The organism is Flavobacterium sp. 1, assembly GCF_002797935.1.
Lineage (GTDB): Bacteria > Bacteroidota > Bacteroidia > Flavobacteriales > Flavobacteriaceae > Flavobacterium.
Map to the genome: position 1 here is coordinate 2497502 of NZ_PGER01000001.1, position 24582 is coordinate 2522083.

Sequence of the window (24582 nt, forward strand, 5' to 3'; positions counted from 1 at the left end):
AAAAATTTATGACCAATAAACGTTCAATTAAAAAAAGAGCAAAAAGCTATTTTGTTTTTACTCTTTTTCTGGTGTTTCTGATGAGCAATAAAACAATTGCACAGAATCTAACACTAGAAGGCACTGTCAAAGATGCTTCGGGCTTAACCTTGCCAGGTGTAAATATTATAGAAAAAGGCACAAAAAACAGTACTAGTACAGATTTTGATGGAAAATACACCATAAAACTCACAAAACAAGGAGCTGTTTTAAGTTTTTCGTTTGTAGGATTTAAAACTAAAGAAATTCCAACAGCAGGAAAAACTAGACTAGATGTTTCATTAGCTGACGATTCAAACACACTAAACGAAGTTGTAGTTGTTGGATATGGAACAGTAAAAAAATCTGATTTGACAGGTGCTGTTTCTACTCTTTCGGGTGCTGAACTTAGAAAAAATCCAGTTGCAAATATTGGAGAAGCTTTAACCGGGCGTATCGCAGGAGTTTCTGTAACCTCTTCAGAAGGTTCTCCGGATTCAGAAATTAAAATCAGAATCCGTGGAGGAGGCTCTTTGACTCAAGATGCATCACCATTAATAATTGTTGATGGATTTCCTGTAAACAGCATCAATGATATTTCTCCTTCTGATATTGAGTCTCAGACCGTTTTGAAAGACGCATCATCTACGGCAATCTATGGTTCGAGAGGAGCAAATGGAGTTGTTATTTATACTACCAAAAAAGGTAAAAACGGTAAAATGTCTGTTAATTTCAACATGTATTATGGGATGAAAAAAATGGCAAATGAGATTGATGTTCTCTCAACAGAAGATTTCGTTAAGTGGCAGTATGAGTATGCTTTATTAAAAAAAGATGTCAGCACTTATGAAAAATATTTCGGAGCATGGCAAGATCATGATTTATACAATGGTGTAAAAGGAGATAATTGGCAAAAACAAATTTACGGTCAGACTGGAGAAGTTCAAAGCCGTGATTTAGGTATCCGCGGAGGATCTGACAAAATCAATTACAATTTTAACTATGCACATTATGATGAGAAAGCAATTATGGTTGGTTCTGATTTTAACAGAAATAACATATCGTTAGCATTAAATAGTAAGGTTAGTGATAAAATTGATCTTTCATTTACTACACGCTATTCTGATACAGAAATAAATGGTGGTGGAACTAATGAAGTAAAAGAGGTATCATCAGCCGATGCCCGTTTGCGTCATGCTGTTGGTTATGCACCAATTCCACTACCAGGTTTAACTACAGACAATACAGATGAAGCTATTTCAAGTTATCTTGTGAATCCTTTTGTAGCTACTGCAGATAACGATCGTCAGCAATTAAGAAAAAACTTCAATATGCTTGGCAGTTTTTCTTGGAAATTAATTGATAATCTTGTATTTAAATCAGAATTTGGATTAGACAACCGCAATAATCAAGATTATCGTTTTTATGGCCGTTCTACCTATTATGTAGCTAACATTCCTGCTGCTGCAAATCAAGGTATGCCAGCCATGGTAATCACAGATCAAAAAAACACTACCTTCAGAAATGCGAACACATTGAATTATGATTTTAAAAAATTATTAGGTTCTGATCATCATTTAAGACTTCTTGCGGGACAAGAAATGATAAACACTACTTCAAACACAATGACATCTACCATTCATGCTTATCCTAAGGATTTTGGTTTTGATCAAGCTCAAAAACTTACTTCACAAGGTATAGCACAATCTATAGATAACTTTTATAGTCCGGATGATAAATTACTTTCATTTTTTGGACAAGCCAATTATGACTATAAAAACAAATATCTAGTTACTGCTACTTACCGCGGAGATGGCTCTAGTAAATTTACGACAGGCAACAAATGGGGATATTTCCCAGCTGGAGCAATTGCATGGAAAATTTCTGAAGAAAACTTTCTTAAAAATGTAGATTGGATAAGCTCACTTAAAATAAGAGCAAGTTATGGAGAGGCAGGAAATAATAATATTCCAACTGGACAAACTACTCAAAGTTTTCTCTCTGGAAATTCTACTTGGATAAATAATAGCACTAGCCAATGGGCACCATCTAAAACGTTAGCAAATCCAGACTTAAAATGGGAAACTACCATAACACAAAACTTAGGTTTAGATTTTGATTTTTTCAAAAGCCGTATCAACGGTTCTCTAGAAATGTATAAAAATAAAACGCAAGACCTGTTAATATTATTTCCAATTGCAGGAGTTGGTTACAACAATCAATACCGAAATATGGGAGAAACGCAAAACACAGGTTACGAAGCTACTTTGAACGTAGCCGCAATACAACGAGAAAAGTATGGCTTGAATTTTTCATTCAATATTGGAGTAAACAAGAACAACATCAATTCTCTTGGAGTTATGAGTGATTTTTATACTTCAACAAATTGGGCATCTTCTCAAATTACTAATGATTATGCAGTAAAAGTTGGTTCACCAATAGGCATAATGTATGGATATCAAAATGCTGGACGTTACGAAGTATCGGACTTTACTTATGATGGAACAAAATACACATTAAAAACTGGCGTTGCTGATGCTACAGGAATTGTAGGAGCTGTACAGCCTGGATACATGAAATTAAAAGATCTTGATGGGAATGGTATTATAGATTCAAAAGATCAAACTGTTATTGGAGATTCTAATCCAAAAAACACCGGAGGTATGGTGATTAACGCTAATGCTTATGGATTTGATCTTTCGGCTGCATTCAACTGGAGCTATGGCAATGATATTTATAACGCTAATAAAGTTGAATTTACTACCTCTAATCCAAATGGACAATATAGAAACTTAACTACTGAAATGGCAGATGGGCAAAGATGGACAAATCTTGATCCTGTATCAGGCCAATTAGTAACAGACCCAACTGCATTAACAGCATTAAATGCTAACACTACTATGTGGTCACCATATATGAAACAGTTTGTTTTTAATGACTGGGCTGTTGAAGATGGCTCATTTTTAAGGCTAAACACACTAACATTGGGTTACACCGCTCCAGAGTTCTTTAATTCTAAAATAGGAATTAGTAAATTGAGATTTTACGGTACTGTATCTAACGTTTTTGTTTGGACAAATTATTCAGGTCCAGATCCTGAGGTTAATACAAGAAGGGCTACACCTCTTACGCCTGGTGTTGATTATTCAGCATATCCGCGCAGCAGACAATTTGTTTTTGGTTTAAACCTTAATTTTTAATTAAACACTTCAAGAGATGAAACATACAATAATAATAGCGACAATACTTTTTGCTAGTCTTTTTACATCTTGTCAAGAGGATTACTTAGATGCTCCAGCGCAATCATCACTAGACGAATCAGTTATTTTTTCTTCTGCGACACTAGCCAAAGGTGCTGTAGATGGAATTAAAATACCATTTGGCGAAACCAATTCTTACAGAGGCCGATTCCTTCCTTATTATGGTCTAAATACAGATATTGAATGGAATAATAGCTCAACATCTGTAGGTGATGGGACTGATTTACAAAATTATGGCGTTACTAAAGAAAATACGGTTATGAATACAGCCGACAATGCTTGGTCACAGATGTATTCTGGAATTGAGCGTGCCAATCTTTGTGTACGCGGACTTCGCTTATATGGTAATCCAAAACCTGGAACTGACCTAGGATATCTTCTAGGGGAGGCTCTAACACTACGTGCCATTTATTATGCAGATTTAGTAAAAGCTTGGGGTGATGTACCTTTTCGTTTTGAACCAATCACTAATGCAACTTTATATATAGCGAAATCAAGTCGTGATGAAGTTTATAAACAACTGCTTAAAGATTTAGCAGAAGCAGCTACATTGGTGCCATGGCCTAATGAAACTGCCGCTACAAATAGTGTCGAAAGAATTAACAAGGCATTTGTAAAAGGTTTCCGTGCTCGTTTAGCAATGGCTGCAAGCGGATTTCAGCAATATCCTGACGGAATCCGTAGAAGTACTGATCCTGCACTTTCAGTTGCAAATATGTATCGTTTAGCATTAGACGAATGCCGTGCTGTAATTGCTAGTGGAAAAGCTCATTTAGAGCCATCATTTGAGACATTCTGGAAAAAATACAATCAGGAATATGTTGTAGCGGGAGGAGAATCTCTTTGGGAACTTCCTTTTGGTGATGGTAGAGGAAGAATGCTGTTCTCTTTTGCTGTTCGTCATACAAGCGTTGATCAATTTCAAGCTAATGGGGCGAATAGGGGTGGAATTGCAGGACCGCTTCCATTTGTATTTTATGATTATGACCAAAAAGATACTCGTAGAGATGTTACCTGCGTTCCTTATAAATGGGGTACAGCTGTAAGCACTATAGCTAAACAAGAATTAGGAGCATTAAATACATGGTACTTTGGTAAATACCGTTACGAATGGATGACTCGTCGCGTTACTTCAACCAATGACGATGGAGTTAATAAAATTTATATGCGTTACGCTGAAGTTCTTTTAATCGCTGCTGAAGCAGCTAATGAATTAGAAGGCGTTGGCGCTGCAAAACCTTACTTAAAAGAAATACGCGATAGAGCATTTGCTGCAGCTGACCGACCTATAAATGTAGATACTTATCTTTCCAAAATAATTTCTAAAGATGATATGTTTAAAGCAATTGTCGACGAAAACAAGTTTGAATTTACAGGAGAAATGGAACGTAAACAAGCACTTATCCGTTGGAATTTGCTTAAAACAAATTTAGACCTTGCTAAGGTTAAAATGAAGAATTTACAAACACGCACAGGAGAATATGCTGATGTACCAAGTACTCTATATTACAAATATAAAACAACAGACAACACAGTTCTTGATATTTACGGATTAAACCGTGGAGAAACTGTAAATCCAGGAGCAGGCTACTCTGCTATGACATGGATTGTTCTTGATGATGCCAAAATCAATTCTCTTTACAAAACTGGTATAGACCCAAATACCAGACAATTTTGGCCAATATGGAAAGTGTTTATTGACTCAAGTAATGGCCTATTGACAAATGACTATGGTTATTAGAAATCTTGAAAAAAAAATTAATTATAAATTATAAGTTATTATGTTTATGAAAATAAAATATATATTAAAAGGATTAATAGCCACATTGTTTTTGACTTTAGCTATGACAAGCTGTGAGAATTACAATGAGCCGCTATTAGATGGAATAGGAAATACCAGAGAGTTTTCTCCTACCAGCCTTACAGCAAAACTAAGAAACCAGACAACAGTTGAATTAAATTGGACTGTAAAAGAAGGAGAAAACAATTATGTTGTAGAATTCAGTGCAGATGATCCAACATTTAGTGCTATTTTCAAAACTGTTCAGGTTACAGCTTCGCAATTGCCAATACAGATTAAATTAGAAGGCGAAACTGTTTATTCAATCAGAGTAAAAGCAGTAACTCCTGGTTTAGATGATTCGAAATGGTCTATTACTACAGCAACAACATTGTCTGAACAACTTTTCTTACCGATAATTCCTGGCGATATAACTGGAAAGCAAGCGACTCTTAGATGGGTTGCGAATAGTAATGTTACCCAAATTGTTCTTACTCCAGGTAATATCACACATACAATTACAGCCGCTGAAAAAACAGCTGGTATTGCAACAATAACAGGGTTAGCAGGTGAAACAACTTACAATGCTATTTTACAAAATGGCTCCAAAAACAGAGGACAAACAAGCTTCACAACAGAAGTTGATCCTACAAATGCTATTGTAATATCAGCTACAGATGATTTAATGAGTGCAATTGCTACTGCAGCTTCTTCAGGTAAAGTTCTACTTTTACAACCTGGTGACTATACTTCGCAAAGTGGGCTTGTGACTTTAAGTCAAACATTAACTTTGAGAGCTCTTACAAGTTGGAATAAACCAAAATTAAAAATAAATATCTTACTTAATAACGGAGTTGGTAATCTTAATTTAATCGATTTAGATTTAACCGGAGTAGGTATGACAAATGCTAGTGTAATAACAATTTCCTCAGCTGGAACTTTTAATGATATTTTAATCAGAGGTTGTTATGTACACGACTATACTCGTTCATTATTTGCTAATACTGCTGGTGCAGCTAAAATAAATTCATTAACAGTAGACAACAGTATCGTTAAAAATGTCAATACTAATATTGGCGCTGAATTTATTGATGTCAGAACTGCTTACATCAAGAGTATTGTTCTTCAAAACAGTACATTTGATACTTGTTCAGACTCACGCGAATTTATTCGTCTAGATCAATCTGCTGGTTTAAACAATACAGGTTTAACATCTGATGTATTAATTAATAGCTGTACTTTATACAAAGTATGTACTACTGTAGCATCAAAAAGAATTTTGTATATTCGTTTTACATCAAATACATCTACTGTAAAAAACACGTTAATTACAGATACAGCTACGGCAATATATTCAAATCAGAATGGTACTGCAACGCCTACTACACCTCCTACATTTTCAAATAATAATTACTTCAATGCAAGTCTATTATATACAGTTGGTGCTGCTGCAATAACAGTTGATAAATCGACAACGTATGGCACATTAGATCCACAATTTACAAGCGCTGCAACAGGAGATTTTACAATTAAAAATCAAGCTTTGCTAGATAAAAAAATTGGAGATCCTCGTTGGATAAAATAAATTTTCAAAAAAGAGGTTTGCAATATAGCAAACCTCTTTAAATATAGATTAATAAGTTAATAAAAAATTAGGAGTTTGAGATATCATCAAACTCCTAATTTTAAATTTAAAAAAGCATTGCAACTGTAAAATAAAAGATTTACATATTGAGACTTTTAAACAAGAAATGACTTCAAATGAATTCACTAATTTTACAATAGAACAATGATTATCACAAAAACAGGATATCCAGCTAATCTTTTGATATTAAAAAAGGTATTCCATTTATCAAAACAAATGCTATTCAGTACAATGTAAAAACTACTAAAACTGCCAACTTGGGCTGCTCATCATGTGGACAAATGGCAGTTTTAATAGTATCTGCAAAAAACAATAGCCTTTTTTGAAAATGAATACATAAAACAGCATCAAATTATTCGGAAGCATCGATAAAATGACTAAAAATGAAACTGTTTAAAAAAGATGCTTTTCTTTTAACAACGATCAAATTAGATAAATAAAAATTAGTAAACATTAAAAAAAAATCATGGTAAACGGAAAAACAAATGCTTTTAAAGCAGTAACTCTTTGTATTTCATTAGCATTTCTTAGCTGTAAAACCACAGCTCAAGAACCTGCAAAAAATACCGCTGTACAGAGTCAAATAACAATTTCAAAAGACTTAAAATGGTCGGACAAAATGGCTTTGACACTAATGATGCGTCACCCTGAAAGTTACATGATTGACGATTCAAAAGCTCCAAAGTGGGACTATGTGCATGGATTAGTTTTGTATTCATTTCAAGAATTATATAAAAAAAATCCTGATCCTAGATATACAGTTTATATAAAAAGCTATGTCGATAATTTTGTCCAAAATGACGGTACAATCAAAACGTATGAATTAGAGAAATACAACATTGATATGATTGTTGCAGGACGACTGCTTTTTAATGTATATGCTACTACAAAGGAAGACAAATATTTAAAAGCAATGCAGTTGCTTCGCAAACAGCTTGAAGAACATCCAAGAACTCAAAGCGGCGGTTTTTGGCATAAAAAAATATATCCAAACCAAATGTGGCTAGACGGTTTGTACATGGGAGAACCTTTCTATGCTCAATATACTGCTACTTTCGAAAATGGAAAAAACCTGGATGATGTAGCTAAACAATTTGAGCAAATCCAAATGCACGCCACAGAACCAAAAACAGGATTATTGTATCACGCTTGGGACGAAAGCAAACAAATGCCTTGGGCTAATAAAGAAACAGGAAACTCTCCAAATTACTGGTCAAGAGCATTAGGATGGTACGTAATGGCACTTGTAGATGCATTGGATTATTTCCCTAAAGATCATTCTAAACAAAAAGAATTAGTGGGCTATTTGAATAGTGTTGCTGCCAGTTTAGCTAAATATCAAGATGAGAAATCTGGTTTATGGTATCAAGTTACAGACAAAGGCGGTGAAAAAGGAAACTATTTAGAAGCTTCAGGATCTTCAATGTTTGCTTATGCTTTTGCAAAAGGAGCAAACAAAGGATACCTGCCTGCAAAATATAAAAAACTTGCTAATAAAGCATTTGATGGTTTGATCAAACAATTAATAAAAACAGATGCTGATGGCGGAATTACTTTGACTCAAGCCTGCCAAGTGGCTGGTTTAGGAGGTACTCCTTACAGAGACGGTTCTTATGAATATTATATCAATGAAAGAAAAAAAGATAATGATCCTAAAGCTACTGGTCCATTCATTTTAGCCGCTTTAGAATTAAATAGATAAAAAATTATATCCCACAATTGAAATGAAGTTTACAAAAATCACAGCTGTTTTTTTATGTTGGATTGCTATTCAAACAGCAATAGGACAAGAAAAGAATGAAAAGCAATATTCGCAAGTTTGGGTAGCTGATAATGGAGATGGCACATATAAAAATCCAATTCTGTATGCCGATTATTCGGACCCGGATGCAATACGCGTTGGAGATGATTATTATATGACTGCTTCCTCTTTTAATTGTATTCCTGGTCTGCCTATACTTCATTCAAAAGATTTGGTAAACTGGAAATTAATTGGGTATGCTCTTTCAAAACAAAAACCATTAGAAGTATTTAATAAAGCCCAGCACGGAAATGGCGTTTGGGCTCCTTGTATTCGCTATCATAACAATGAATTTTATATTTATTACCCAGATCCTGATTATGGCATCTATCAAATAAAAGCAAAAAAAGCCGAAGGCCCTTGGAGTGAACCTGTGATGGTAAAAGAAGGCAAAGGACTTATTGATCCAACGCCGTTATGGGATGAGGATGGAAAAGTATATTTGGCTTATGCATTTGCAGGAAGCCGTGCGGGCATCAAAAGCCAACTGGCTGTCTGCACGATGAATTCCGAAGGAACATTCGCAAATAATGATGACGTTATGATTATTGACGGACATGCTGATGAGTCTACAATTGAAGGCCCTAAATTCTATAAACGCAATGGCTATTACTATATTTTTGCCCCTGCTGGCGGAGTGGCAACGGGCTGGCAAACTGCTTTAAGATCCAAAAGCGTTTTCGGTCCTTATGAAAAAAAGAAAGTGATGGATCAAGGAAAATCTAGTATAAACGGTCCGCATCAAGGTGCTTGGGTTCAAACCCAAACAGGAGAAGATTGGTTTATTCATTTTCAAGATCAATTTGCTTATGGCAGAGTGGTCCATTTACAGCCTATGAAATGGGAAAATGATTGGCCGGTAATTGGAATTGATGAAGACAAAAACGGTACTGGAGAACCTGTCATGAGTTATAAAAAACCAAATGTTGGAAAAAAATCTTTTCCAATTGAAACACCTCCAGAAAGTGACGAATTCAATCTTCCTAAACTAGGATTACAATGGCAATGGCATGCCAATCCTCAGATAACTTGGGGGCTTCCTACAGCTATGGGCTATTACAGCCTGAATTGCATTCCTGTACCAAAAGAAGCAGCAACTCTTTATGATATCCCAAATTTATTATTGCAAAAATTCCCGTCGAATGAATTTACTGCTACCGCAAAAATTAAATTCAATCCGCGTTTTGATGGCGAAAGTATGGGATTAGTCATTATGGGATTGGATTATAGCTATATCTGTTTCAAACAGGAAGCTGGCAAATTATACCTCTCTCAAAAAACGGCAAAAAACATTGATAAAAAAGGAATCGAAACCGAAAGCACTCCAATTCCTATCAGTAATCAGAATCTTTATTTACAAGTTAAAGTGAAATCAGGAGGAATCTGTACTTTCTATTACAGTGAAAATGGACAAAATTTCACTCCTATAGGCGAATCATTCACAGCTAGAGAAGGCCGATGGATTGGAGCCAAAATTGGTTTTACAGCACTAAGACAAGGAATTATAAATGATGCTGGAAATGTAGCAATCGACTGGTTCAGAATAACAAAATAATATATTTTTAAAATGAAAAGTATAAAAACAAGCATCATGGTTGCATTATTGTTATTATTCAATATCAACGTTCATGCGCAGAAAGAACAGAAATGGTCATCTATAATACGTGATAATGAAAGCAGCTGGTTTGCCACCAATGAAGCCAAAGCAATCGCAGAAAATGTATTATTGTACCAGCGCAATATTGGGGGTTGGCCAAAAAACATTCAAATGCAAAAACCGCTGACCGAAGCCGAAAAGAAAAATCTAATTATCCTTAAAACCGATACCCACGAAGTAACAACAGATAATGGAGCAACTTGTCAAGAGATGCTTTTTCTTTCTAAAATATATGCTCAAATTCCAGATGAAAGATATAAAAATGCATTTCTTTCCGGTTTAAATTATTTGCTGGAAGCACAATATGAAAATGGCGGATGGCCTCAATTTTTTCCATTAAAAAAAGGGTATTACACGCATATTACCTACAATGATGATTCGATGGTTAACATTCTAAACATCTTGAAGCAAATTATAGACAAAACAAATTATTACAGCATCACTCCTCCTGACGCTACAATCAAAAAAGCACAAATAGCTTTTAACAAAGGAATCAACTGCATCCTAAAAACACAGTACAAACAAAATGGTGTACTTACTTCTTGGTGTGCACAGCATGATGAAATCACACTGCTCCCAGCAAATGCAAGAGCATTTGAATTAGCCTCCTTAAGCGGTCAGGAATCAGCAAAAATTGTTTTGCTTTTAATGTCACTGAAAAATCCATCTCCAGAAGTCATTACAGCGGTTAACAGTGCTGTGGCTTGGTTCGAAAAAACTAAAATCACTGGCATCAAAATAAAAACTGAAACCGATGAAAACGGCAAACCAAACAGAGTGGTTGTACAAGACGAAAATGCAGAACCTTTGTGGGCACGCTTCATGGAGTTAGAAAACAATACTCCTTTCTTTTGTGACCGAGACGGAATAAAAAAAACAACATTAGCCGAGATTGGTTATGAAAGAAGAAATGGCTATTCTTGGTATACCAATGAGCCTGCAGCAATTTTAAAAAAATACGAAAACTGGAAAAAAAAAATTGAACCCGAACTCGTAGCTCCTGCAAAAAAGAGTGAAATAACCTTAAAGGACGAATTCAATATTGTGGTGGACCAAAAGGGAAATGGCGATTTTAAAACAATCCAAGAAGCTGTAAATGCTGCAAGATCATATCCTAGCAAAAGAATTACCATCTTTATAAAAGACGGAACTTACTATGAAAAAGTAAAAGTTCATGCCTGGAATACCACTATTTCATTTATTGGTGAAAGCCAAGAAAAAACAATCATAACCTATGATGATTATTTCAATAAAATAGGTCTTGGGCGAAACAGCACTTTTTATACCTACACCGTTTTGGTTGAAGGAAATGATTTCTTTTGCAAAAACATGACCATTAAAAACACTTCTGGACCAGTTGGTCAAGCGGTTGCATTGAATGTAAATGCTGATAGAGTAATGTTTACCAATTGTACTTTTTTAGGAAATCAGGATACACTTTATACTTCGGGAGAAGGAACCAAAAACTATTTTAAAGACTGCTACATCGAAGGTACAACTGATTTTATTTTTGGAGACGCTACAGTGCTATTCGAAAACTGCATTATTAACAGCAAAAGTGACTCTTATATTACAGCAGCATCAACGCCAAAAGACACTATGTATGGGTATGTTTTTAAAAACTGTAAACTTACTGCCGACAAAAATGCAAGCAAAGTATATTTGGGACGTCCTTGGAGACCTTATGCCAAAACCGTTTATATCAATTGTGAAATGGGCAAACATATTCTTCCAGAGGGCTGGCACAATTGGTCAAAACCAGAGGCTGAAATTTCCTCATTTTATGCCGAATACAATTGCACAGGAGAAGGTTTCCAACCCAAAACCAGAGTTGCTTGGTCACATCAATTAAAAAGTTCAGAAGCCAAAAAATACACTATTGAAAACATATTAGATTCGGGTTCTACTCCATCAACAAAACAATGGTATTTGAAAAACAATTAAAATAAAAAGCCATGAACTATAAATTTCTCATTGTATTCTTTTTATCATTATCCTGTTTTGCTCAAGAAAATGATTTCCCATCAGATAAAGTGGATGAGATTGTCAAACGCATTCAATTGCCAGTTATTCCATCCTTTAAAATTGAAGTAACAAAATTAGGTGCAAAAGGAGATTCCATCAGTAATGATAAACCTTCTTTTGATAAGGCAATGGCGCTTTGCAAAAAGAATAATGGAGGTACAATTATTGTTCCCAAAGGAGTTTACACTCTAAACGGTCCTATTCATTTTGTTAGCAATGTAAAATTACATCTTGAAGATGGCGCTAAAATTAGATTTGGCTCTAATCCAAAAGATTATCCGCTTGTTTTAACCAGTTGGGAAGGAACAATGCTCTACAATTATAGCCCGCTGATTTATGGAAATAACGTAGAAAACGTTGCCATTACCGGAAACGGAATTATAGATGGCGAGGCTAAAAACACTTGGATAAAATGGAAACCTCTTGAAAAGAATGACCAACTGTTAACAAGAGAAATGAATCATAAAAATACTCCCGTTAAGGAGCGTATTTTTGGAGAAGGCCATTATCTTAGACCTCAATTGATTCAGTTTATCGATTCTAAAAATATTCTTATCGAAAATGTTCAAATTGAAGATTCACCATTTTGGTGTGTGCATCTGCTAAAAAGCAAAAGCATAACAGTGCGCGGCGTAAAATACAATGCACACAATAACAATAATGACGGCATTGACCCTGAATATTCGAGTGATATTCTAATTGAAAACATTCTTTTTGACAATGCCGACGATAACGTTGCCATCAAAGCAGGTAGAGATGATGAAGGGCGCAGCAATTCCAATACTCCTTCTGAAAATATTGTCATTAGAAATTGTGAATTCAAAGGTCTCCACGCTATTGTAATTGGAAGCGAAATGTCAGCAGGAGTCCGAAATGTATATGTCGAAAACAGCAAATTTCGAGGCTATTTAAAAAGGGGCATTTTTATAAAAACAAATTCAGACCGCGGTGGCTACATCAAAGATATTTATTTCAATAATCTGGCGTTTGGAAAAGTAGAAGACTGTCTTTATATCACCGCCAATTATCACGGAGAAGGCAGCGGATTAAACCCTTCTAAAGTTTCCGACATTTCTTTTTCCAATATTAGCTGTGTTGAAGCTGCCAATACAGGAATTGTTATCGAAGGATTCCCTGATAAAAAAGTATCAAACATCAAATTAGACAACATCAATATACAATCCGCAAAAAACGGAATGACAGCTACAAACTCAGAAAATGTAACTATAAATGAAGTTGTAATCGGACTAAAAGCAACAACACCCACAGCTGTTAAATAAATTATTAAAACTAGAAATTATGAAATGGATTTCCTTATTTTTTATGCTAATATCCCTAAACTGTTTAGCACAAAAACCAACTATCTACGGCATTGGCGATTCTACTATGGCCAATAAAGTAAAACCCGAAGAAAACCCGGAACGAGGTTGGGGACAACTATTCCCTATGTTTCTTACTGACAATATAAAATTCGATAATAGAGCCGTAAATGGACGAAGCACACGAAGTTTCATCAATGAAAAACTTTGGGATGCCGTTTATAAAGAGTTAAAAAAAGGCGATTATGTTTTTATACAATTTGGGCATAATGATGAGAAAGAAAAGGATTCTTTGCGTTACACCAACCCACATACTGCGTATCGTCATAATTTGATTCGATTTGTAACCGAAACCAGAGAAAAAGGAGCTACACCAATTTTATTTTCTTCAATGACCAGAAGAAATTTTAATGAAAAAGGAGTCTTAATCAGTACACACGGAGACTATACTTTGGAAGCCCGTTTAGTAGCTCAGGAATACAATGTTCCGTTTATAGATATGGAATATTTTTCTGAATTAGTGGAGCAGTCCTATGGTCCGGAAAAATCAAAACAACTGCATCTGCATTTCAAAGCTGGAGAAATTCCATATTATAAAGAAGACAAAGCAGATGATACACACTTTTCTGTAAAAGGCGCTACTGAGATGGCCAAAATTGTAGCAGAAGAATTAAAAAAAACAAAACTGGATATCATAAAATATATCAAATAATAAATCTTAAATATAGTTTTCTGTCAATACTATAATAAGAAAACTGAAATCAGTAAAATTGGATTATATATTTTAAACACTGATTAATAAGTTTTTAGAATTATAATATTATAAAATTTGAGAATTTGAGAATTCTTGAGATAAATACATCAATATTTAAGACATAATACACTAAATTTCATAGCTTTAATACATTATTTAGATAATAAAACTACTACATCAAACCAAGGCAACATGCAGGAAAAAAATAAGACATTAGGAGAATTTATTATTGAGAACCAAAAAGATTTTCCCTATTCATCAGGTGAATTATCTCGAATTTTTAATTCTATAAAATTGGCGTCAAAAGTAGTTAGCTATAAAGTAAATAAAGCCGGATTGGTTGATATCATTGGAGGCGTAGGCGAAAAAAACATACAGGGAGAAGACCAGCAAAAACTGGATGTTTATGCTAATGAAGTTTTTATACAAACCTTGATAAACAGAGAAATTGTATGCGGTATTGCCTCCGAAGAGAATGATGATTTCCTTACCATACAAGGAAGCGACAATGGAAACAATAACAAATACGTCCTTCTAATGGATCCTTTGGATGGTTCATCCAATATAGATGTAAATGTATCTGTAGGAACTATTTTTTCGGTTTACCGTAGAATAACTCCCGTGGGAACTCCAGTTAAATTAGAAGACTTTTTACAGCCCGGAACAGCCCAAGTTGCCGCTGGTTATGTAATTTACGGAACCTCAACCATGCTGGTTTATACCACTGGTCAAGGCGTGAATGGCTTCACGCTGAATCCTGCAATTGGTACCTATTACTTATCCCATCCAAAAATGAAATGTTCTGTTGACGGCAGTATTTATTCTGTAAACGAAGGAAACTACATTCATTTTCCGCAGGGAGTAAAAGACTATATCAAATATTGCCAGCAAGAAGAAGATGACCGCCCCTACTCCTCTCGATATATTGGCAGTTTAGCTTCCGATATTCACAGAAATATGATTAAAGGCGGCGTCTACTTATACCCAACAAGCTCCAAAGCCATAAAAGGAAAACTAAGGCTTCTATACGAATGTAATCCAATGGCATTTATCGTTGAGCAAGCAGGAGGAAAAGCCTCCGACGGCGTAAACCGAGTAATGGAAATAGAACCAACCGAATTGCATGAACGGACCGCTTTCTTTTGCGGAAGCTACAACATGGTCGAAAAAATAGAAGAATGCATCCAAAAAGCTTCATTGAGTAAATACTAATTTTTTGAAGCAGAAATATAGAGCATTTTTGGAAATATGGATTCCCGCTTTCTGTTACAATCTTATAAGCCGAACCCCGGCTTATAAGGATTTTCACTGCAATCGGGGCTATAGGGAGAGATAGTGCTTCCTTGTTATGATTTACAATCGCAATCAATAATAAAAAAAACAGTTTAGAAATTTCTAAACTGTTTTTTTATACTAAAACAAAGCAACCTGTCCGTCGTCATCGAGCTGGATATCACCATCATCAGCAGTGATTTCTCCTTGTACTTCTATTTCTTCAGGAACAACTTCCTCTGGAACTTCATAAGGCAAAGACTCTAATAAATTAACCTGTTTCAGTTTATCAGTCGTCAATTGATTACCCAGCGCTTTAAAACCTTTTACAGCAATAAAAGACTCGATATCCACGGTCATATTATCTTTTTGAACTCCTTTTATCTTCGTGAAAACTAATTCGGCTACAGGACGATAATCCGTCGCTACAATTTCCAATCTCGAATTCGAGTGTTCTGTGATAAAACTATCTTCTTTATTTTCGGTTTCCACCAAGAAACGCTTGATATAATAACGCTCTTTTTCGCCATCATAATAAATCGCCGAAATTGGTTTCTTTGGAATCCATTTTTCCAAAACAATCATGTCTTCATCAAAATGCGTAGTCAATTCAGGTGTTATAACTTTCAGCTTCCCAGATTGCTGAATAATTAAGATTTTATCGCTCGGCCTAAATTCTCCCAGCAGTTCACCTCTCGCATCCACATTCAATCGCTGAACGGTATCGTCAAACCATATTTTTCTTGGAAGTAAGGTTGAAATACCTTTTTCCTTTAATTCAATTTTCTTGATCGGATACTTGGTTACCAAATTCCCTTTAGAAGCTCGACCTTTAATAGCTAAAGAAGCAAAATCAATATCGAATTTCAATTTCTTCACACTTCCAACCTGACGCAATAAAATAGTAATTACCTCTGCTTCACCATTTGGATTGCATGAAAAATATAAAGTTTGTGAACCTTTATTTTCATTGGTTAAATCATATAATTTATCGCGTGTAACCCCCGAAACATTAAAACGCTTTATATACGATGGCCCCGATTTTCCATCACGGTATATCATGTTATAGATCGTGCGCTTATCGCTCTTATCAAAAATGGCCACATGAATAATATCTTTACCAACAAAGGTTTTAGCATCAACTTTGGTAATCATCATTTTTCCATCGCGCATAAACAAAATTACATCATCAATATCTGAACAATCAGCAACATATTCGTCTTTTTTCAAACTGGTTCCAACAAAACCTTCCTCCCTGTTTACATATAATTTAGTATTTCTAAGAACTACTTTCGTTGCTTCAATATCATCAAAAATACGTAACTCTGTCTGGCGCTCCCTGCCTTTTCCGTATTTCTCTTTTAATTTGGTAAAATAAGCAATGGCAAAATCGGTAAGGTGTTCCAAATGATGCTCTACTTCTTTCATTTCGTCTTCCAGCTTAGCGATAAAATCATCAGCTTTATCAGAATCAAAGCGGGTAATACGAATCATTGGAATCTGAGTTAATCTATGCAGATCATCATCATGAATTTCTCTGACAAATGATTTCTTGAAAGGCTCAAAACGATCATATAAATAAACATAAAGCGATTCTCTGTCTCCATACAATTTGAAATCAATGTACATTTCTTCACGTATGAAAATCTTTTCCAAAGTAGAAAAATGCCATTTGTTTTTTAATTCTTCTAACTGAATTTCCAGCTCCTGTCGCAACAAATCAACCGTTCTTTCAGTCGAAATTTTCAACATTTGGGAAACCCCAATAAATAACGGTTTGTTGTCCTCAATCACACAACCCAATGGCGCTACCGAAGTTTCACAAGCCGTAAAAGCAAACAAAGCGTCAATTGTTTTATCTGGAGAAACCCCTGGAAAAAGATGAATTAATATTTCAACTTCAGCAGCGGTATTGTCTTCAATTTTCTTGATCTTGATTTTGCCCTTATCATTGGCTTTCAAAATACTGTCAATCAAAGTCGTTGTATTAGTCGAAAACGGAATCTGGGTAATAACCAATGTGTTTTTGTCAAGCTGGCCAATTTTGGCTCGCACCCGAACACGTCCGCCACGCAATCCATCATTATAATTCGACACATCGGCAATACCTTGTGTCAAGAAATCCGGATATAGCGTAAATGGTTTTCCTTTCAGTATTTTAATCGACGCATCAATAAGCTCATTAAAGTTATGAGGCAGTACTTTTGTCGAAAGACCAACCGCAATACCTTCAGCTCCTTGAGCCAAAAGCAGTGGAAACTTTACCGGAAGATTGTTAGGTTCAGCACGACGACCATCATAGGAAACGCCCCAATCGGTAATTTTTGGAGAATACAAAACCTCCAAAGCAAATTTTGACAAACGCGCCTCAATATAACGGGAAGCAGCGGCTCCGTCACCAGTTAATATATTTCCCCAGTTTCCCTGGCAGTCTATCAATAATTCTTTCTGGCCAATCTGCACCATCGCATCACCAATACTCTGATCACCGTGCGGATGATACTGCATCGTGTGCCCTACAACATTGGCAACTTTATTGTAACGGCCATCATCCAACTCTTTCAGGGAATGCATGATTCTACGCTGTACTGGTTTGAAACCATCCTCAATAGCAGGAACGGCACGCTCTAAAATTACGTACGATGCATAATCCAAAAACCAGTCTTTGTACATGCCTGTTACTTTCGTAATCACGCCCTCTCCTTCTTCCTCCTGATTTTCGTAAAAATGCTGTCCTTCAAAATGTTTAGCCTCTACGTCAATAATTTCATCGTCATTTCCATCCTGATTGTCATCAAGCTGATTTTCATCAGAATTATTCTCGTCGTCGTTTGGGATTATATTATCGTCTTCTTCGTCTTTCATTTGTATGCTGAATTTATTTCAGTATTTTTTTTTCTTGATTTTTTTCAAACATTCAATTACACTTTTAGCTCAATAAACTAAAAATCAATTGGAACATTATAAAAAATATCTAATTTTTCTACAAACTTTTTTTCTGCATCAACAATTACTTCCCTTCTTAGTCTGAGAATTAAATCATCTGAATTCAAATCATTATTATATTCATCAACCATTTTAGAAGTAATAAATAAGTTTTCATATTCTTTATTTAATAAAGATGAATAATTTTTCGGCCTTTTAAGTCTAGTCAATAATATAAACTGTCGTTTTCCATTTTCGATCTCTAAATTTTCGACCACTGGAATAAAATTCTCTGAAGGATTATCTTTTTGAGGCTTAGAAAATAAAGATCCACTTTCAAAATTCCCTACATTTTCAGCATTAATCTTCTGTAATGAAATTTCTTTTATTCCTTGTGAATAGTTAATCATAAATAAAGCTAACGATTTGGCCCTAACACTTCCCATACCAATTTTGTTTGGAAAATCTAATGTCATAAAAAAATTATTCTCATTATCATAAAAAACTGGATTAACATTTTCATCAATAATGAATTGATTAAATTTTTCAAATGCTTTTCTTTGATTACTTAATGAATATATTGTAAAATAATTTGAATATGATGTAATCCAGAACCATTTTTTTAATGAAATAATTTGATTATAAGATAATTCTTTATGATGCATTGAATTAAAAAAAACAGTCAAAAAAATTAACTGAGAATTATAAGGTATTAACTTACTATTTAAAACCAATAAATTCTCATATAAAAATTCAACAGCTTTTTTAACGCTCTTTAAAGTTTTCACTGTAACATCTTCAAAATCATCTCTTACAACTAACTCCTCTATTTTATAATCAAAATAAATTTTACCAAATGAACTTTGAATACATTGAAAAATAATATCTCTTTTAATATTTTCATAATTATATAATTTTAATTCATCAAGTAAATTATCAATCTCAGTTCCTAATCTGAAATTTCCTTTATTTGTTAATGCAGACACAATCCAATCTTTCGCTATAGGCAATCCCTTCTCATTAACTCTTTTAAAAATCTCTACTGCTTCATCTATTGAAGCATATTCGATATCAACAGAAGCTATTTGATAATTATTGAATATTTGTCCAATTTCATCAGCTCTATCATAATATTGTTCAATTTTATTTTCATCATCTATTTTTTCAAATTCTTTTCTTGCATATTGTCTAAAATCAATGGAGTTCATAAAAATATATACTGGAACTTGAAATGGCAAATTTCTAGATTTCTGTCTCAAGTAAATAAATTTTTGTTCTTCTAAATCATAATACAAATTAAATTTTCCTTCCCAAATTGAATTAATCAAATTAAGATTAGTCTTCTTTGGATTTATTAAACAACCAAATAACGAGGTTAGCCTTTGAAGACCGTCCAATATAAAAACTGGATCTTTTTTTTCTTTTAAAATATACTTGTATGGTCCAATTTTAGGATCATTATCATCAATAAAACTTTTTGCATTTTCTAACGGTTTCCAAAACAAAATAGACCCAATAGGGTAATTACTTTTTATACTATCAAAAAGTTGTTTAATATCATCTTGAGACCACAAAAAATCTCTCTGAAAAGATGGAATTTGAAATACTCCCTGCTCAAATTCTTCCAAATAGTTTTTTAATGATCTTACTCTAGTATCAATTTTTAATTTTGAGCTCATAATAATTTACTTATCTTTTTAAGAATTTCTTCCAACTCTTCTGAATTAGCTCTTTTTTTTAAGCTTACTCGATTTACTTTGTCTGAATTAAAATATTTTGGAAAATTCGATTTAAAAGATATTTTTTTATTTAATTTATCCTTTAGTATTAATTTGTCTTTTCTTAAAAAGTTTAAGGCAGGATTTTCCAAATTTTCATACAATAATTTTAATTCTTCTGGCTCGAACTGCGCAATATTTTTATCAGGCAAACCATTTTCTACATCAATATAATCTTTTTGAGTCGCATTAAGACTCAAATAACTTTTTATATATGAATCATTATCTTTTATATCTTCAAATACTTCATCAGGCATATAATTTTCCATCTCTCTCTTTTTCATTACATGATAAGAATCGACTAAAGCTTCTTTAATATCATTTAGCAATTTCATCTTATCTATTGCAACTTCTTCATTTGAAGGATATTTTTTATCACTATCTATAATTACAAAAGATCGCAAATAATTACAATTGTGTTTTGGAAAAGAAGCATTATTAAGTCTTTTTTGCATTTCATTAAGTACATTTGAAATGTTATTTCCATTTCCATTGATTGGCACCAACCAACCTTTTTCAATATGCATTTTTATTTTTTTACTTTCTTCTTTAAAATTTTTGATTAAAGAGTCAAAGAAAAAGTTATCGTATTCAATATTTTCTAATATTAAAGAAAAAGTTTTGCATAATATCTCATTTGCTTCAATTAGTGAGTAATGATTATTATCATTTGACATTATTACTTGGATATCACTTTTTTTAATATACGCACTTGATATTAAGCTTTCATCAATATAAGTTTGCCCACTTTTTCGTAATCCTTTGTACCAATTAGAATCTTTAATCGTTTCATAAAGTCTATTATCTCCAATATACAAATTATGCCTCTCTTTGGAATTTATCCAAATTTTATCTAGACTATCGATATCACTATCTGAAATATTAGATAATATATCTTCATTAAAAGAATATATCATTATGATTAACTATTTTGAGCTTGTCTAATACCTATTACCTCTTTTAAACTTTCATTAAAAACATCTTCTGGCCACCATTCAACTTCACCTTCATCATCAATTTTAATATTTTTTAAAATACTTTCATTATTTTCTTCATCAAAATCTATATAGTAAAGATTAATATCATCTTTTGTTAGTGAATGATTACTATCTACAATTAGTCTTCTTAAACGTAGAATAAAACTTTCAGAATGAGTTTCTATTAAATATTTTTTGTTTCTATCTTCTTTGATTGAGTCCGCAAATAATTGTGCTAATTGTGCATGAGCATAAGGATGTAAATGACTTTCAGGCTCCTCAATGATAATTAAAGTTTCTTCATTGCAAGGCTTATTTGCTCTAATAATTAATGGTAAAGATTGACCTATTCCCATACCTGTTTCGGTAATATTTACATATAATTTTTCTCTCCTTAATTCAATATGGTATGGTTCGCTATCAACATCAATATATAATTCCCATCCTTCAAATTTTTCTTTAATCCATTCAGAAATTTTTGCAAAATATTTTTTATCAGTTGTAAGATAATCTCTAATTAAAAAATCATATAAATATTTTCCATCAGGATGAGATTTGACGTTGATTGGATTTAACCTATAATCTTGTTTTGATTTTTCTCTTATAGAACCTATAAAATCAGTCCTTAAAAAAAAGGGTGTCTTATAAATAGTTCCTGAAGTTTCTACTTTTTCATTATTAAAATAATTTGCTAAATAAATCCCTAAAAATTCACATAAATATTCGGTATCATCTATCTCATTAAAATAAGTGGTCTTATTTATTCTTTGAAAGTCTAATAATTTAGTTTCAATTTTATCCTTAACCTCTTTTAATGACCATTCTTCTAAAATTGGCAAATCTGCATCAATATCAACAGATACACCAACATTTAAAACATTAACCTTATCATTAATATAATCCTCCTGAAACAGTTCTAATTCAATAGCTCTTCCAAACTTTCCATAAATTAAATCTTTATATTTGTCACCAGAAGAAACATCATCGTTTTTTAATTCAAAAACATTACTACTTTTAGCATTTAAGCTTCCTTCAATTAGCGTCATCAACTTTAAAACAGCACTTTTCCCAGTATTATTTTTTCCAATTAAAATTGTAATTGGCTTTAGTTCTATAGTTTGCTTTTCTTTAAAAAGCTTATAATTTTTAAACGATATTTTGTTTATCATTTTATTTTTATTGAATTAATCAATCACAAATTTAACTTATTTTAAATGCTATCTAAAAAATCGTCATCAATGATGACGATTTTGACTTTTCAGAATTACGAGACACTGTCTCGTAATTCATAATACAAGAAATTAACAATAATGTCTCAAATTTTGAAAGTTGAATATCGCAGACAATGTCAACGAAATTCAATATACTCTTAAATTATTTCACCTCTTCCAAAACATCCAACTCCACCTTCAAATTCTTAATGATAAACTCTTGTCGATCCGGAGTATTTTTACCCATATAGAAAGACAATAACTGTTCTATAGAAGTATTTTTGTCCATCATAATAGGATCAAGACGAATCGTTTCTCCGATGAAATTCTTGAACTCATCCGGTGAAATCTCTCCCAATCCCTTAAATCGGGTGATCTCTGGTTTTGGTTTTAACTTTTCAATAGCATCTTTACGTTCTTCTTCCGAATAGCAATAAATCGTTTCTTTTTTATTTCGAACCCTGAAAAGCGGTGTCTGCAAAATATACAAATGCCCTTCCTTGATTAATTCTGGAAAAAACTGAAGGAAAAAAGTAATCAACAGCAAACGGATGTGCATTCCATCGACATCGGCATCGGTTGCGATTACAATGTTGTTGTAACGCAATTTTTCCAATCCGTCTTCGATATCCAAAGCGGCTTGCAATAAATTGAATTCTTCATTTTCATACACAATTTTCTTGCTCATTCCGTATGAATTCAAAGGCTTACCGCGCAAACTGAAAACGGCTTGTGTATTTACATCACGCGATTTTGTAATCGACCCGGAAGCCGAATCTCCCTCAGTAATAAAAAGCGTGCTTTCTAAACTTCTTGGATTTTTGGTGTCTGGAAGATGCGCACGGCAATCTCTTAGTTTTTTATTATGCAGATTGGCTTTCTTGGCGCGGTCCGTAGCCAGTTTTCTAATTCCTGATAATTCTTTTCTTTCACGTTCTGCTTGAAGAATTTTACGAAGTAAAGCTTCAGCTGTCGGCGGATTTTTATGAAGGTAATTATCTAATTTGGTTTTAATAAAATCATTTATAAAAGTACGTACAGAAACTGGCGGTGTTCCGTCATCCGAACCCATATCCATAGAACCTAATTTGGTTTTCGTCTGCGATTCAAAAACAGGTTCCATTACTTTGATGCTAATGGCACTCACTATCGATTTACGAACATCAGATGCTTCGAAACTTTTGTTATAAAATTCACGAATGGTCTTTACGATTGCCTCTCTGTAAGCCGCTAAATGCGTTCCTCCCTGCGTGGTATTCTGACCGTTAACAAACGAGTGATATTCCTCGCTATACTGAGTTTTACTGTGTGTTAAAGCAATTTCAATATCATGATCTTTCAAATGAATAATCGGATATTCTAAATCTTCTTCGCTGATTGTTTCTTCTAATAAATCCCTAAGACCGTTCTCCGAAATGTATTTTTCACCGTTGAATATAATCGTCAGACCATTGTTCAGATAACAATAATTTTTGACCATTTTGATAACATATTCCAAACGGAATTTGTAGTTTTTAAAAATGGTTTCGTCAGGCGTAAAAGTAACTTTAGTACCTTTTCGTTTGGTTGTATCAATTATATCCTCTTCCAAAACTAAATTTCCTCCTGAGAATTCTGCCGCTTTTTGCTTCTCTTCACGAACAGATTCTACACGAAAAGCACTTGAAAGTGCATTTACTGCTTTTGTACCCACACCGTTCAAACCAACAGATTTCTGGAAAGCTTTGGAATCGTACTTTCCTCCCGTGTTCATTTTCGAAACCACATCAACCACTTTCCCTAAAGGAATCCCTCTCCCATAATCACGAACCGAAACCGTTTTATCTTTTATGGTCACTTCAATAGTTTTCCCAGAGCCCATCACGAACTCATCGATACAGTTGTCTAGAACCTCTTTTAATAAAATATAAATACCATCATCCGGCGAAGAACCATCACCAAGTTTTCCAATGTACATCCCAGGACGCATACGGATATGTTCTTTCCAGTCGAGAGAACGGATATTATCTTCGGTGTATTGATTTTGATCTGACATTTTGAATTTTGTGGATTTTAGGCTAAAGTAGTGTAATTTGATAAAATTAAAAAATGTGCAATATCAAACTTATCAAGAATGATATTGACAGCTTATTACAATAACAAAAATTGATTAATTAGGGG

The 24582-nt window shown here is 33.7% G+C and carries 15 protein-coding genes; 10 read left to right on the top strand and 5 right to left on the bottom strand.

Features of this window, described 5'->3' with window-relative positions:
• Positions 1 to 8: 8 nt before the first annotated feature.
• The 10 genes from CLU83_RS09985 (at position 9) to fbp (ending at position 15471) form a co-directional block, all read left to right on the top strand.
• Positions 9 to 3218 carry a TonB-dependent receptor gene (locus CLU83_RS09985; RefSeq protein WP_100431473.1) on the top strand — a complete coding sequence of 1070 codons (3210 nt, stop codon included), beginning with the start codon at positions 9 to 11 and terminating at the stop codon, positions 3216 to 3218.
• A 16-nt stretch (positions 3219 to 3234) separates the two neighbouring features.
• Positions 3235 to 5019, top strand: coding sequence for a RagB/SusD family nutrient uptake outer membrane protein (locus CLU83_RS09990; RefSeq protein WP_100431474.1), 1785 nt, complete (start codon positions 3235 to 3237; stop codon positions 5017 to 5019).
• Positions 5020 to 5065: 46 nt separating this feature from the next.
• Positions 5066 to 6643: a DUF5123 domain-containing protein gene (locus CLU83_RS09995; RefSeq protein ID WP_232727045.1), complete on the top strand. Its 1578-nt coding sequence runs from the start codon at positions 5066 to 5068 to the stop codon at positions 6641 to 6643.
• A 245-nt stretch (positions 6644 to 6888) separates the two neighbouring features.
• Positions 6889 to 7029 carry a hypothetical protein gene (locus CLU83_RS22840; RefSeq protein ID WP_369828803.1) on the top strand — a complete coding sequence of 47 codons (141 nt, stop codon included), beginning with the start codon at positions 6889 to 6891 and terminating at the stop codon, positions 7027 to 7029.
• 140 nt (positions 7030 to 7169) lie between these two features.
• Positions 7170 to 8405 (top strand): glycoside hydrolase family 105 protein, encoded by a 1236-nt coding sequence (locus tag CLU83_RS10000; RefSeq protein ID WP_100431476.1) that lies wholly within the window; start codon positions 7170 to 7172, stop codon positions 8403 to 8405.
• A gap of 22 nt (positions 8406 to 8427) precedes the next feature.
• Complete coding sequence (locus CLU83_RS10005) at positions 8428 to 10059, top strand: glycoside hydrolase 43 family protein (protein WP_100431477.1); 1632 nt, start codon at positions 8428 to 8430, stop codon at positions 10057 to 10059.
• 12 nt (positions 10060 to 10071) lie between these two features.
• Positions 10072 to 12105 carry a pectate lyase gene (gene pelA / locus CLU83_RS10010; protein ID WP_100431478.1) on the top strand — a complete coding sequence of 678 codons (2034 nt, stop codon included), beginning with the start codon at positions 10072 to 10074 and terminating at the stop codon, positions 12103 to 12105.
• 11 nt (positions 12106 to 12116) lie between these two features.
• A complete protein-coding gene (locus tag CLU83_RS10015) occupies positions 12117 to 13466 on the top strand; it encodes a glycoside hydrolase family 28 protein (RefSeq protein ID WP_100431479.1) in 1350 nt (449 codons plus the stop codon).
• Positions 13467 to 13485: 19 nt separating this feature from the next.
• On the top strand, positions 13486 to 14217 hold the full coding sequence (locus CLU83_RS10020; RefSeq protein ID WP_100431480.1) for a rhamnogalacturonan acetylesterase: 732 nt from the start codon (positions 13486 to 13488) through the stop codon (positions 14215 to 14217).
• Positions 14218 to 14451: 234 nt separating this feature from the next.
• Entirely contained in the window at positions 14452 to 15471 is a 1020-nt protein-coding gene (fbp, locus tag CLU83_RS10025) for a class 1 fructose-bisphosphatase (protein ID WP_100431481.1), read from the top strand.
• Between the two features lie 201 nt (positions 15472 to 15672).
• Here fbp and CLU83_RS10030 read toward each other — a convergent pair whose 3' ends face one another.
• From CLU83_RS10030 to CLU83_RS10050, 5 genes are all read right to left on the bottom strand, one after another.
• Complete coding sequence (locus tag CLU83_RS10030) at positions 15673 to 18396, bottom strand: DNA gyrase/topoisomerase IV subunit A (RefSeq protein ID WP_100431482.1); 2724 nt, start codon at positions 18394 to 18396, stop codon at positions 15673 to 15675.
• A 77-nt stretch (positions 18397 to 18473) separates the two neighbouring features.
• Complete coding sequence (locus tag CLU83_RS10035) at positions 18474 to 20135, bottom strand: DUF262 domain-containing protein (RefSeq protein WP_100431483.1); 1662 nt, start codon at positions 20133 to 20135, stop codon at positions 18474 to 18476.
• Entirely contained in the window at positions 20132 to 21151 is a 1020-nt protein-coding gene (locus tag CLU83_RS10040) for a hypothetical protein (RefSeq protein ID WP_100431484.1), read from the bottom strand. Before CLU83_RS10040 ends, CLU83_RS10035 begins: the two co-directional genes overlap by 4 nt.
• A 5-nt stretch (positions 21152 to 21156) precedes the next feature.
• On the bottom strand, positions 21157 to 22380 hold the full coding sequence (locus tag CLU83_RS10045; protein WP_100431485.1) for a DUF3696 domain-containing protein: 1224 nt from the start codon (positions 22378 to 22380) through the stop codon (positions 21157 to 21159).
• 205 nt (positions 22381 to 22585) lie between these two features.
• Positions 22586 to 24457: a DNA topoisomerase IV subunit B gene (locus CLU83_RS10050; RefSeq protein WP_100431486.1), complete on the bottom strand. Its 1872-nt coding sequence runs from the start codon at positions 24455 to 24457 to the stop codon at positions 22586 to 22588.
• Positions 24458 to 24582 lie beyond the last annotated feature (125 nt).

Excerpts from the sequence above, each read along its gene's own strand:
- CLU83_RS09985 (WP_100431473.1), top strand. The coding sequence starts at position 9 with ATGACCAATAAACGTTCAATTAAAAAAAGAGCAAAAAGCTATTTTGTT.
- CLU83_RS09990 (WP_100431474.1), top strand. The coding sequence starts at position 3,235 with ATGAAACATACAATAATAATAGCGACAATACTTTTTGCTAGTCTTTTT.
- CLU83_RS09995 (WP_232727045.1), top strand. The coding sequence starts at position 5,066 with ATGAAAATAAAATATATATTAAAAGGATTAATAGCCACATTGTTTTTG.
- CLU83_RS10000 (WP_100431476.1), top strand. The coding sequence starts at position 7,170 with ATGGTAAACGGAAAAACAAATGCTTTTAAAGCAGTAACTCTTTGTATT.
- CLU83_RS10005 (WP_100431477.1), top strand. The coding sequence starts at position 8,428 with ATGAAGTTTACAAAAATCACAGCTGTTTTTTTATGTTGGATTGCTATT.
- pelA (WP_100431478.1), top strand. The coding sequence starts at position 10,072 with ATGAAAAGTATAAAAACAAGCATCATGGTTGCATTATTGTTATTATTC.
- CLU83_RS10015 (WP_100431479.1), top strand. The coding sequence starts at position 12,117 with ATGAACTATAAATTTCTCATTGTATTCTTTTTATCATTATCCTGTTTT.
- CLU83_RS10020 (WP_100431480.1), top strand. The coding sequence starts at position 13,486 with ATGAAATGGATTTCCTTATTTTTTATGCTAATATCCCTAAACTGTTTA.
- fbp (WP_100431481.1), top strand. The coding sequence starts at position 14,452 with ATGCAGGAAAAAAATAAGACATTAGGAGAATTTATTATTGAGAACCAA.
- CLU83_RS10030 (WP_100431482.1), bottom strand. The coding sequence starts at position 18,396 with ATGAAAGACGAAGAAGACGATAATATAATCCCAAACGACGACGAGAAT.
- CLU83_RS10035 (WP_100431483.1), bottom strand. The coding sequence starts at position 20,135 with ATGAGCTCAAAATTAAAAATTGATACTAGAGTAAGATCATTAAAAAAC.
- CLU83_RS10040 (WP_100431484.1), bottom strand. The coding sequence starts at position 21,151 with ATGATATATTCTTTTAATGAAGATATATTATCTAATATTTCAGATAGT.
- CLU83_RS10045 (WP_100431485.1), bottom strand. The coding sequence starts at position 22,380 with ATGATAAACAAAATATCGTTTAAAAATTATAAGCTTTTTAAAGAAAAG.
- CLU83_RS10050 (WP_100431486.1), bottom strand. The coding sequence starts at position 24,457 with ATGTCAGATCAAAATCAATACACCGAAGATAATATCCGTTCTCTCGAC.